Annotated in this window: 9 protein-coding genes and 4 tRNA genes; 9 read left to right on the top strand and 4 right to left on the bottom strand. The window is 72.3% G+C overall.

The window, feature by feature from the left end; translation table 11 throughout:
• Positions 1-139: 139 nt before the first annotated feature.
• From IEY37_RS18430 to IEY37_RS18420, 3 genes are all read right to left on the bottom strand, one after another.
• Positions 140-904 carry a ferritin-like domain-containing protein gene (locus tag IEY37_RS18430; protein WP_188944230.1) on the bottom strand — a complete coding sequence of 255 codons (765 nt, stop codon included), beginning with the start codon at positions 902-904 and terminating at the stop codon, positions 140-142.
• Between the two features lie 17 nt (positions 905-921).
• Positions 922-1,590, bottom strand: a complete 669-nt coding sequence (locus IEY37_RS18425) for a ferritin-like domain-containing protein (protein WP_188944228.1) — start codon at positions 1,588-1,590, stop codon at positions 922-924.
• A 639-nt stretch (positions 1,591-2,229) separates the two neighbouring features.
• Positions 2,230-2,304: transfer RNA gene (locus IEY37_RS18420), tRNA-Val, on the bottom strand.
• A 256-nt stretch (positions 2,305-2,560) separates the two neighbouring features.
• On the opposite strand from IEY37_RS18420, the gene IEY37_RS18415 reads away from it, so the two are divergent.
• From IEY37_RS18415 to IEY37_RS18380, 8 genes are all read left to right on the top strand, one after another.
• Positions 2,561-3,007 (top strand): SsgA family sporulation/cell division regulator, encoded by a 447-nt coding sequence (locus IEY37_RS18415; protein WP_188944226.1) that lies wholly within the window; start codon positions 2,561-2,563, stop codon positions 3,005-3,007.
• A 163-nt stretch (positions 3,008-3,170) separates the two neighbouring features.
• A tRNA-Gly gene (locus IEY37_RS18410) sits at positions 3,171-3,243 on the top strand.
• Positions 3,244-3,282: 39 nt separating this feature from the next.
• Positions 3,283-3,353 (top strand) — tRNA-Cys (locus IEY37_RS18405).
• Between the two features lie 25 nt (positions 3,354-3,378).
• Positions 3,379-3,453: transfer RNA gene (locus tag IEY37_RS18400), tRNA-Val, on the top strand.
• Positions 3,454-4,403: 950 nt separating this feature from the next.
• Positions 4,404-5,642, top strand: a complete 1,239-nt coding sequence (locus tag IEY37_RS18395; protein WP_188944224.1) for a mandelate racemase/muconate lactonizing enzyme family protein — start codon at positions 4,404-4,406, stop codon at positions 5,640-5,642.
• A gap of 232 nt (positions 5,643-5,874) precedes the next feature.
• On the top strand, positions 5,875-7,347 hold the full coding sequence (locus tag IEY37_RS18390) for an extracellular solute-binding protein (protein ID WP_188944222.1): 1,473 nt from the start codon (positions 5,875-5,877) through the stop codon (positions 7,345-7,347).
• 28 nt (positions 7,348-7,375) lie between these two features.
• The gene (locus IEY37_RS18385) at positions 7,376-8,308 is read left to right on the top strand and encodes a carbohydrate ABC transporter permease (protein ID WP_188944220.1); all 933 of its coding nucleotides are present in this window, start codon (positions 7,376-7,378) and stop codon (positions 8,306-8,308) included.
• Complete coding sequence (locus IEY37_RS18380) at positions 8,305-9,138, top strand: carbohydrate ABC transporter permease (protein ID WP_188944218.1); 834 nt, start codon at positions 8,305-8,307, stop codon at positions 9,136-9,138. The genes IEY37_RS18385 and IEY37_RS18380 overlap by 4 nt, the downstream gene beginning before the upstream one ends.
• 39 nt (positions 9,139-9,177) lie before the next feature.
• Here IEY37_RS18380 and IEY37_RS18375 read toward each other — a convergent pair whose 3' ends face one another.
• Complete coding sequence (locus IEY37_RS18375) at positions 9,178-10,788, bottom strand: DUF885 family protein (protein WP_229674627.1); 1,611 nt, start codon at positions 10,786-10,788, stop codon at positions 9,178-9,180.
• Between the two features lie 148 nt (positions 10,789-10,936).
• Between IEY37_RS18375 and IEY37_RS18370 the strand changes: the two genes are divergently transcribed.
• Positions 10,937-11,953, top strand: a complete 1,017-nt coding sequence (locus tag IEY37_RS18370; protein ID WP_188944214.1) for a LacI family DNA-binding transcriptional regulator — start codon at positions 10,937-10,939, stop codon at positions 11,951-11,953.
• Positions 11,954-12,027: the final 74 nt, after the last annotated feature.

Raw genomic sequence — 12,027 nt, 5'->3', positions numbered from 1 at the left:
CCGGACACCCGCCCGGCACCGCGGACGACGACGGGGCGGCGACCCGTGGTCGCCGCCCCGTCGTCACCCCTCGGGTCCGGTCCGTCGCACGGACGGCGCCGGTACCGGCGCCGTCCGCCCGCACAGAGATCGGGACGACCTACTGCTCCTGCGGCGCCTCGTCGCGCTGCCGGCGGTGCAGCGCATAGGCCGCCGCCCCGGCCGCTCCCACGAGTGCGGCACCGCCCAGGCCGAACAGCCCGGACTCGTCGCGGGCCGCGGCGCTGCCGCCGCCGGTGTCCACCGACCCGCTGGGCATGGAGCCGCCCATCTGGCTGGACAGGAACGGCATGACGTCCTTGAGGACGGTCGCCTTGGCGATCGGGGTCTCGAAGGCGCCCATGTACACGCCGCCCTCGGCCTGCAGCCCGAGCAGGTTGCCGACGACCGCGGCGTGCCGCGCCTCGACACCGAAGATGCCGGCGGCGGCCTGCAGGATGGTCTTGTCCTTGATGTAGCCGGCGGCCCCGAGGTACGCGCCCACGCCCACGTTCTCGAAGGTGTGGCTGGTGGTCAGGAACGAATCGCGGCTGGCGAAGGCGTCACCGAAGTTGACCCCCGGCGCGGCGACCGGCGTGCCGCCCAGCTGCTTGATCACCCCGGTGAGCGCGGTGACGTGGTACTCCTCGTCGGACTGGATCTTCGCCAGGTAGGTCTGCTCGGTGCCGGACAGCAGCCCGGCCGAGTTGCCCTGCTGGTAGAACGCCGCCTCCAGGTACTCCAGCGTCAGCGCGTAGTTCAGCACGTCGACGTCGCTGGAGAAGTCGGCGGCCGAGGCCAGCGCCCAGCGGTTGTTGAGGGCGAACAGCGCCTGGGACGGACTGACCTGTCCCAGCTCGCCGCGGACGAATGCTTCTCTGCTCATGGTCTGGGTTCTCCTGCTCAGCTGATCAGCGGCTTGACGGCGGCGAGCACGGTGGACATGTCGGCGTGCTTCTCGATCGGGTTCGGGAACGGCTCCCCGCCGATCAGCGAGGCGATGACCGCTGCGTGCCGCGACTCGACACCGGCGATGGACGCGGCCGCGGCCAGGATGTCGGTGCTCTGCACCAGCGGGACCTGGCCGTGGTAGGCGGTGACACCCAGCTCCTCGAACGCCGACGCGGTCTTGAGGAAGCTGTCCCGGCTGGCGAAGGTGCCGTCCGGGTAGGTGATCTTCGGCTTCTCGACCGGCGTGCCGCCGAGCGCCTTGACCGCCGCGGTGACCGCCTCGACGTGCTGCTTCTCGTGGTCGCCGATCGGCGTGACGAGCTCGAGCTCCCGGCCGGACAGGAAGCCCTTGGCCAGGCCCGTGGCGTAGAAGTCGGACTCCAGGTACTCCAGCGTCAGTGCGTAGTTCAGGATGTCGACGTCGCCGCCGGCCTTGGCCGCGGCCTTGACGTCCCGCTTGATCTCGGCGGCCTGGGCCGCCGTCGGGGCGCCCAGCAGGCCTCCGGCGACGAACCCGGCGCCAACACCGACCAGACCCGCCCACTTCAGGAACGTCCTGCGGTCCGACCCGGTGCGGAACTGCAGCACAGGCCTCCCGTCGAACATCTGTTGCTCACCCATCGGTGATCCCTTCTCGTTGACCTGCGACCGGTCGGACCGAACCGCCGTCCCTCGTCGCACCGAGGGGGGCACCTGTGCGGGGCTGTGCGATCAACCAGAGCTCGTACTGCGGACGCGCAGGGATTCGGGCGAGGTATCGGGGTCGATTGGTCCGGGGCGACACGGATTTCCGGGCCGGGTGCGGAACGCCCGGTCGGTGCCGGTGGCCGATCCGGCCGCCGACCCGACGCCGGCGGTGGGCATCCGGGAGCGGGACGGAGGGGCGGCCTTCGGGCGATGACCTGCGGGGATCCGGTGGGACCGCAGAGCCGGGCGGTGCCGGCGCGGTCCTCGCAACTATCGGCGGGCCAGGCGGCAGGTCGCTGCCGCTCGGTGGACGCCAATCGGTGTGATGCAGGTCACAGCAGCACGGAGCGCGACGAAATCGGCTCGATTGCTACGGATGGTGACGGACAACTGCGGCGTCCAGGTCATCCCCCGACCACCGATGTTGATCTCTGCGCCGTTAGGGACGGCTCGGCCGGCCCCGCTGGAGACCCGGGACGCGGGCGGCGGGCAGCGACCGTCCGCCGGATCCGGTCGTGATCATGGGCGGCGAACCCGCCGCGGCCGCGGCGAAGGCCGCTGACCTGGACTTTCTGGTGGGCGATACTGGGATCGAACCAGTGACCTCTTCGGTGTGAACGAAGCGCTCTCCCGCTGAGCTAATCGCCCCGGCCGTCCGGCCGTGACCGGGTGGGGCGAGACGAGACAATACCCGATCGGACTCCACACCGAGACCGCCCTCGCCCCGAACCGAGATGTGCACGGCAACGCACTATTCCCGGTCGAACTGGGCTGAACGGGTGAACTCCAGGGTTCCGCGTGATGCTCCGGCGGTCGGGCCGTCCCCTCTACGACACGCCTCCCGGTCAGCACAGCGACAGTCCCGGTCGCCGACGGGTGGCACAGAACGGTAGGAACACCCGAGATGACTCCCCAGCCCGTCACCGCCCAGCGTCACCGCACCGTCGTCGCCACCACCGTCATGACGCTGGTCACCGACGGGGGCGACGTGCCCGTCGACGCGGACCTGCAGTTCCACACCCGCGACCCCTTCGCCGTCCGGATGGTGTTCTCGATCCCCGGCGCGGCGGGCGTGGAGTGGGTCTTCGGCCGCCAGCTGCTGGTGGACGGCGTCGACCGCCCGGCCGGCACCGGCGACGTGCAGCTGTTCCCGTGCGAGGACGTGGTGATCCTGGAGCTCGACTCCCCGGCCGGCCGCGCGCGGCTGCTGGCGGACCGGTCGGCGATGACCGCCTTCGTCCGCGACACCCTGGACGCGGTCGAGCTGGGCGCCGAGGACGTGTACTTCGACATCGACCGCGAGATCGACCGGCTGCTGGCGGAGTCGCTGCCCGGAACCGCCCTGAGCTGACCCCTCGCGCCGGCCCGCCCAGCGGTCCGGCCGGTCCCGCCGTCGGGGAGTCAGCGGGTCACCGCGCCAGGCAGTTTGGAACGCATCAGCCGGTCGGCTAGAGTCGACGATCGCACCGCAAGGACGGTTCGGGACGCAGGTTCCGGGCCTTCGGGCGGAGCACGCGGACGTAGCGCAGTTGGTAGCGCATCACCTTGCCAAGGTGAGGGTCGCGGGTTCGAATCCCGTCGTCCGCTCGGCACAGGCTCCGCCGGCCCTTCGGCGCACCCTGCCATGGTGGGATGGCCGAGAGGCGAGGCAGCGGCCTGCAAAGCCGTATACACGGGTTCGAATCCCGTTCCCACCTCGAGGTCGGTTCCACCGGCCGTCCCGGGCGATTAGCTCAGCGGGAGAGCGCTTCCCTGACACGGAAGAGGTCACTGGTTCAATCCCAGTATCGCCCACCAGTAGTTCCGCCCCACCGGCGCGCCCGCTCGGCGTGAGCCCACCCGGCCCGCCGCGCAGCGACCGCACCGTTGGATCGCCACTCCGGACGCCGGCCGCCCGTCCGCTGCTGTCCCAACCCCGGACGACAGGAATGTCCGGGCGGGCACACGGCCCGACGTCCGCACCCGCAAGGCCCGTGCGGGTCGCCCGCCCGCGGTGACCACGCGGAAGTGCGCGGTCGCCCCGTCGACGTCCGGCCGCATCCGGCCCGGGACGTCGCCCGACGGCCGTGGTCGCGAGGGCCACGCCCGGATGCCGGGCCGCGCGGGCCCGTGACCCTCGACCGATGGTCCTCACGCGACACCCGGGCTGGGACCCGACCGCGGAGCACTGCCCGACCACGGCCACGAGCCCGGTCCCAGGCCGTCCCTTCCGGCCGGGTCCCTCCGGTCGCAGACCCCCGCGGCGCGCCGGCCGGACCTCGTGGCGCGGCCGCACGGTGACGCGGGCCGCGCCCGTGCAGGTCGACCGACCGGTCCCCCGCCTCCGGTCGTCCGGTCCCGACGCCCCCGCCACCGCGAGGTCACATCGCAACCTCTTGATGCGGCGTCACCGGCGCGTTGGTGAGGACTCTCCGGCGCGTTGCTGCGGCCCCAGCGGCGCGCCGCGCTGCCCGCCGGGTCCGTGCCGGCCGACCGGCACGGACCGCCGACGATCGGGACGCCGGCGCGTTCCCCGCGCGCCCGGCCAGCACACCTGGTAATAATCTATTGTTAACAGTACGTCGCGGGACGCCGCCGGGTCGGTGCGGCCGGAGGCCCGGGGCACCACCCAGGCAGAGAGGCCGCAGGGCGATGCAGACCGAGCCGGTGCGGTGTGTCGGCGTCGCGGGCTGCGCCGGCGCGGGCCGGGCGGCGGCAGCCCTGCACCACCGCGGCGCCGCGCCAGCCGGCCGACCTCCGGGCGCCGTATGAAGGTCACCGCGGTCGAGACGGTCCGCATCCCGCGCCACCGGCAACAGCTGTGGGTGCAGGTGCACACCGACGAGGGGCCGATCGGTCTCGGCGAGACCTGCATCGGCCCGGCGACGGTGGAGGCGCACATCCACGAGACGGTCGCCCCGCACCTGCTGGGCACCGACCCGCTGCGCACCGGGCACCACTGGCGCCGGCTCTACGACACCTTCGTCGGGTACGGCGGCACCGGCGCCGAGACCCGCGGGCTGTCGGCCGTGGACCTCGCCCTGTGGGACATCCGTGGCCAGGCCGACGGTCGCCCGCTGTACGAGGTGCTGGGTGGCCGGGTCCGCGACGACATCCGCATCTACAACACCTGCGCCGGATACGGGTACGGGCGCGGCAACGCCGGCGCGCTGCTGGCCAGCGATCGCGCGACGCCCGGCGACCGGGGCCTGCCGACAGCGGACCGGCCCGGCCCGTACGAGGACCTCGAGGCGGCCATCCGCCGTCCGGGCGACCTGGCGTCGGACCTGCTCGGGCAGGGCATCACCGGTATGAAGCTGTGGCCGTTCGACGAGTACGCCGCCGCGACCGCAGGGCACGACATCTCCCCCGCCCAGCTGCGCGAGGGCACCGGCAAGCTCCGGGAGATCCGGGACGCCGTCGGGGACTCGATGGACGTCATGCTGGAGCTGCACGCCCTGTGGGACCTGCCGACGGCCCGGCGGATCGCCGAGGCGACGGCCGATCTCGGCCTGTACTGGATCGAGGACCCGCTCAAGGCGGACGATCTCGAGGCCGTCGCGCGCTTCGCGCGGTCCAGCCGGGTCCCGGTCGCCCTGGGCGAGACGCTGGGCACCCGCTGGTCGTTCGCGCAGCTGCTCGACCGGCAGGCCGCGGACGTCGTCATGTTCGACCTCGGCTGGGTCGGTGGCCTCAGCGAGGCCCAGCGGATCAGCGCCATGGCCGAGACGCGCCACCTGCCGGTGGCGCCGCACGACTGCACCGGACCGGTGGTACTCACCGCGTCCACCCACCTGGCGGTCCACGCACCCAACGCGGTCCTGCAGGAGACGGTGCGGGCGTACTACACCGGCTGGTACCGGGACGTCGTCACCGAACTCCCCCAAATCGCGGACGGGCGCATCGCCCCACCGGACACCCCGGGCCTGGGAACGGCTCTGCGTCCGGACGTGCTCGATCACCCGGACACCACCAGGACCGTCACCGCACTCGGGGATCTGCGGTGATGCACGACCGTGACCTCGCGCCGTTGCCGCCCTCGTCACCCCTGTGCCATGCTCCCGCTCACCCGGCCGCCGACTCCGGCCGCATGCAGCGTCCCCGCGCGGCGGCTGCGCCGCGCAGCCGTCACCGGCGGCGGGCCGACGTCCCGGTCACTGACGATCCTTCCGGGCACCGCGCACACCCAGCGCATCCGCGCCACCCCACCCCTCCCGGTTCGAGCTGATGGAGACACCGATGTCCCGCAGGCCACATCGCATCCCGCCCGTCGTCGCCGTGCTGGCGGTCGCCGGGCTCCTCACCGCCGCGTGCGGGTCCGGATCGGACTCGGGGAGCGGCTCCTCGTCCTCCGCGTCGTCCCAGTCCTCCTCCTCGTCGTCCGCCGGGTCGGGCTCCTCCGGCGGCGGCTCCGGCAGCGGGGGCGGCGGCTCCTACGACCCCAAGGCGTTCGCCGGGCAGACCATCACCGTCGAGACCTACTCCACCGTCGACGAGTTCGACTTCTACAAGACCAGGATGGGCGACTTCACGGAGAAGACCGGCATCAAGGTCAACTTCGTGCAGCTGCCCGTCGCGGCGATGGACCAGAAGATCCCGCTGCAGCTCAGCGCCAAGGACAAGGGCCTGGACGTCTTCTTCACCGGATCCGAGAAGATCACCGCGTTCGTCGGCAGCGGTGGCGCCGAGCCCCTGGATCCCTACATCGGTGATCCCCAGCAGACCGCCTCCGACTACGACTTCAAGGACATCGCACCGGATGTCGAGTCGGCGTGCCAGCAGGGCGGCAAGACCTACTGCATCGCCTCGCACACCGGTGGAGCGGTCCTCTACTACAACTCGAAGATGTTCGCCGACGCCGGGATCGCCAACCCGCCGACGACGCCCGCCGAGCTTCTGGCGGACGCCCAGAAGCTGACCACCGGGGACCACGCCGGGTTCTGCGTGCGGGCCGACAAGTCGCAGACGCTCTACTCGGGTTTCCAGCTGTGGAACTGGTTCGTGCCGTGGAACAACCCGGTGACCGGCACGTACTTCGACAAGAAGTGGAACTTCCTGATCGGCACGGAGCCGCAGGCCAGCCAGTTCGGAAACTTCTACCGCACCCTGCTGACCACCGCTGCACCCAAGGGCATCTCGACCTACCTGGTCACCAACTGTCTGCAGGACTTCCAGCAGGGTCGGGTGGCCATGTGGCAGGACGACTCCGGGACGATCCCGCAGGTGCTGGACCCCGACAAGTCCAAGGTCGCCGACGTGGCCAAGTTCGCGGCCATGCCGTGCCAGCCGGCCAACCCCGACCACTGCTCGCTGGTGCAGCCGTTCGGCGTGTGGATGAACGCGGCCTCCGAGCACAAGGGCGCGGCCTGGCAGTTGATCCAGTACCTGACCTCGCCGCAGATGCAGAAGGACGCGGTGGCGGCCAAGGCGCTGCTCACCCCGTCCCGCCTGGCGGTGGTCAAGGATCCGGCGACGTCGTCGGTGCTGCCGCCGAGCTTCGCCACCGCGCTGTCGTACATCCTGGCGCACCCGGACGTCGCGCTGCTGCCGTTCATCGACGAGGGTGTGGCGATCATCCCGCCGATCTCCACCGGCCTGTCGGACCTGGTCACCACGCAGACGCCGGTCGACCAGGTGATGGCCACCATGAAGCAGGGCGTCGACACCATCATGAAGTCCGCGGGCTACCCGAAGCCGTTCCCGGCCAGCTGATCCGGGCACCGTCACCGAGAGAGATCGAATGACCTCGACCGCACTCGCGGATCGGCGTGCCCCCGCGGTCCGCCGGGGCACGCCCGTCCGGGGCTTCCTCGACAAGCACTTCCTGCTGGCGGCGTCCTGGCCGTCCCTGCTGATCATGCTCGCGGTCACCGCCGTGCCGTTCGCCATCTCGATCGGCCTGGCGTTCACCGACTACGACCTGGTCAAGTCGAAGAACTGGAAGTTCGTCGGGCTGGCCAACTTCGACCGGCTGCTGCACGACCCGGAGATCCCGCGGATCATCTTCAACACCGCCTACCTGGTCATCGGCAGCACGGTGCTGACCACCGTCTTCGGGCTGGTGCTGGCGGTGCTGCTGGACTCCCGGATCCGCGGCGTCGGGTTCATCCGGGCGCTGTACATGCTGCCGATCATGACGGCGCCGATCGTCGTCGCGCTGACCTGGCGGGCCATGTTCAACAACGACGCCGGATGGATCAACTACTTCCTCGGGACCGTGCACCTGCCGCAGCCGCTGTGGCTCGGCAACCCGGCGCTGGCCATGCCGGCCGTGCTGATCTCCGACATGTGGACCGGCGTCCCGTTCCAGGCGGTGCTGCTGCTCGCCGGGCTGCTGGGCGTCTCGACACAGCTGAAGGAGGCGGCGGTCTCGGACGGCGCCAACATGTGGCAGGTCTTCTGGCACGTGACGTTGCCCGCGCTGCGACCGGTGCTGTTCATCGCCGTCGTGCTGCGCTTCATCGACGCCTTCCGGAAGTTCGAGGGCATCCAGGTGCTCACCACGGGCGGTCCCGGCATCGCCAGCACCCCGCTGAACCTGCAGATCTACAACACCGGGCTGTTCTACAACCAGGTCGGGTACGCGGCCGCGATGGGCGTGCTGCTCATCGTCCTGATCGCCGTGTCGGTCGGCCTGCTGTACCTGGTCGCCGGCCGGCGGAGCTGGCGATGACGGGCATCCGCGCCCGGCGGGTCCAGGTCGAGACCGTCCGGATGCTGCTGCTGGCGGTCGGGCTGGTGCTCATCGGCGTGCCGTTCCTGTGGATCCTGCTGACCGCCTTCAAGCGACCGGTCGACGCGTCGTCGGTGCCGCCGGAGATCTTCAGCCCGTTCACCACCCGCAACTTCCGGGACCTGAACCAGAACGGCTTCGTCGACTCGCTGGCGAACTCGGCGATCCTGACCGTCACCACGATGGTCTGCACGCTGGGGTTCGGCGTGCCGGCCGGCTACGCGTTCGCGCGCGGCCGATTCCGCGGCCGATGGTTCCTCGGCGGGTTCCTGCTGTTCAGCCGGATGGTGCCGCCGGTGGTCTTCATCATCCCGCTGTTCCTGTTCTTCAACGACTTCGGGCTGGTCGGGACCTACACCGGGCTGACCCTGGCGTACCTGACGGGCCTGCTGCCGTTCGCGGTGTGGATGAGCGCCTCCTACTTCCAGGACATCCCGATCGAGCTGGAGGAGGCGGCCAGGGTGGACGGCGCGTCCCGCGCCCAGGCGTTCTTCCGGATCGCGCTGCCGCTGGCGCTGCCCGGCGTGGTGTCCGTCGGGCTGCTCATCGCCATCGCCGCCTGGAGCGAGTACTTCATCCCGCTGATCCTGGCCGGCCCGTCCACCACGCCGGCGACCGTGGGCATCGTCAGCTTCGTCGGCGTCGACTCGATCAACTGGGGCGCGATGGCGGCCGGGGCACTGGCGCTCGTCGTCCCGGTGTTCCTGGCGACCCTGCTGGCGCAGCGCGGTCTGCTGCGCGGGCTGACCGCCGGCGCCGTCAAGGGCTGACCCGCCGGCCGGCGTCGGGGCGGCGACCGCCGGCGGGCCTCAGACCGGGACGCCGATCGCGGCCAGTTCGTCGGTCAGCCCGAGCAGCTCCCACCGCTGCAGGGCGATCGGGACGTTGCCGTTGCGCCACAGCGAGTCGTGCAGCGCGCGCAGGTCCGGGTCACCGTCGGGCCGGGACCGGACGGCGTCCGCCACCAGCGCCTGCACCTGCGTCTTGCCGACCTGGTAGGTCATGGCCTGGCCCGGCGTCTCGGCGAAGAACGCCGCCTCCTGGGCCGCCGTGGCCTCGTCCACGCCGACGTGCCGCCGCAGGAGGTCGGCCGCCTCGGGGATGGTGAGGTCACCGACCGCCAGGCCGACGTCCAGCTCGACGCGAAGAGCCCGCAGCCGCATGAAGTTCCACATCACCGTGCGGGTGTGCGGGGCGTCGTCGAACAGGCCGGCGGCCAGCAGCAGCTCCTCGTTGTAGAAGGCGATGCCCTCGTTCGCCGACGAGTCGTAGTAGTGCCGGCGCACGGGTCGCGGGTTCCGCCACGACAGCGCCAGCTGCTGGTAGTGCGCACCCTCGTGGACGATGCCGGCCCGCGGATCCCGCGCGTTGGCGGCGTAGAAGTACGGCAGGTCCGGCCCGGGCGCGGGGACGTAGCTCACCCCGTCCTCGTCGAGCCGGTCCGGCCCGGTGAGATCGTCGGTGACGCCGAGGAAGTGCAGCGCCTCGAGGTGGGCCGGCAGCGGCAGGTTGCGGTAGTGCCGCAGCGAGGGTGGCTGGCCCAGCAGGTCGGCGGCCTCGTAGAAGTCGCGCACCGACTGCTCGTCGCGGGCCTCCCGCTCGGCCTGCGCGGCCGCGTCCGCCGGCAGGTCCGGCAGCGGAACGGCGCGGGCGCGGCGCTTCTCCAGCAGTTCCCGGACGGCGGCCCGGTCCGCCTCCACCCGGCCGACGCGGCGGATCTCGTCCGCCGACAGCGGGATGCAGGCCACCTCGGCCAGGAACCGGTCGAACGCCCGCCGACCGACCGGCTCGACCGGTGGGAGGCCGGACTCCAGGTCCTGCAGCCGGTCCCGGTAGCGCACCAGCGCGGCGCCCGCCGCCTGGGCGGCCCGGGACAGCCCGCCGGCGTCCGCACCCGGCACCGCCGCCAACGCCGCGACCATCCGGTCCAGCCGGGCGTCCACGCCGACCAGCTCGTCGACGGCGAGCCGGGCGAACTCCCGGGCCGCGTGCTCGGGCACCACCTCGAGGGCGACGTCCACGACATCCGGGACGTGGGCCAGGTAGCGGGTCGCCTCGGCCACCCGGTCCGCGTCGACGCCCGGCCGCAGCAACGTGTCGAACACCGGCCCGATCGCCTGGTCGACGTAGAACCGCGGCTGCGTCCACATCCGGACGACGTCGTTCTCCCAGCCGACCCGGGCCAGCGCCGAGCGCAGCAACCGGTGGTCCACCCGGTCGGCCACCTCGACCGGTTCGATCGCCGCCAGCTCGGCGGCGAACGCGTCGCGCTCGGCGGTGCGCCGGCGCACGGTGTCCGGGCCGAGGTCCGGCAGCCACCCGGCGGGCCGGTCCAGCCGGACGATGTCGTCCCGGCTGCGCGGCTGCGACTGCGCGCGCCAGGCCCAGAACCGCTCCGCCAGCTCGTCGAGTTGCTGCACCTGTCCTCCACCGTTGCCGTCGGTCCCCGGGCTCCGGCGGGGTTGGTCGTGGCCGGACGCCGTGCCATCGTGGGGCCGGCGCGGGGTCTGCAATCGTTCCCGCACCGGTCCGCGCTGTCCAGACCGTACGGCCACCGCAGGGAGGGGCATGGAGGTCGACCTCCGCCGGGTCGCCGCGGCGTCCGGTGTCTCGGTCAGCACCGCGTCGCGGGCCCTGGCCGGTTCGTCCCGGGTGAGCAGCGGGACCGCGGAGCGGGTCCGGGCGGCGGCCGACGCGCTGGGGTACCGGCCCAACGCGACGGCCAGGGCGCTGCGCACGGCCCGCACCGACCTGGTCGGGCTGGTGGTGACCAACCTGGTGAACGCCAGCTTCCGGGTGATCGCCGAGGTGGTGCAGCAGGCGCTCGCCGAGCACGGGTTCCAGATGGTCCTCGCGGTGACCGGCGGCGATGCCGCGCAGGAGCGGGCGGCGCTGCACACCCTGATCGACCACAACGCCACCGGCGTCATCGTCGTCGGCCTGGACTCGGCCGCCACCCGGGACCTCGACCGGTCCGGGCTGCCGGTGGTGCACCTGGCCCGCCGTCCCGACGCGCCGGCCGGCGACTGCGTGCTCGGCGACGACCTGGCCGGGGCCCGCTCGGCCACCCGGCACCTGCTGGAGCTGGGGCACCGGCGCATCGGCGTGATCGCCGGGCCGGGCGACGTCACCTCCGGGCGGGAGCGGCTGCTGGGCCACCGCGTCGAGCTGGAGCGGGCCGGGATCCGCTACCGCGACGAGCTGGTGCACGTCGGCCCGTTCGCGCCGGACACCGGCACGGACGGTGTGGCCGCACTGCTCTCGCTGCCGCCGGGGCGCCGGCCCACGGCGCTGCTGGTGGCCAACCACGAGGCCTCGTTCGGTGCCCTCCCGGAGCTGCGGCGTCGCGGGGTCGACGTGCCCGGCGCGCTGAGCCTGCTGTGCTTCGAGGACGCCGAGCTGACCCGCTGGTGGCACCCGTCGGTCACCGTCGTGGACAACAACGCGGCCGAGATGGGCGCGCTGGCCGCGTGGCTGCTACTCGACCGCATCCGCGGCGACCGGGCCGCCGGACGGGAGTTCGTCGAGTTCCGGGTCGGCACCGCGCTGCGGGTCCGGGAGTCCTGCCGACCGCCGGCCGGGTAGGGACGCCGATGCTGTGCCGCAGGCTTTTCACGGTGGTAACAGGGCGAGCTTGACGGCCCCGACCGGCGGATGGG

Origin of the sequence: Nakamurella endophytica (genome assembly GCF_014646215.1) — a bacterium.
GTDB lineage: Bacteria > Actinomycetota > Actinomycetes > Mycobacteriales > Nakamurellaceae > Nakamurella > Nakamurella endophytica.
This window is presented reverse-complemented; position numbering and strand designations above follow the sequence as displayed.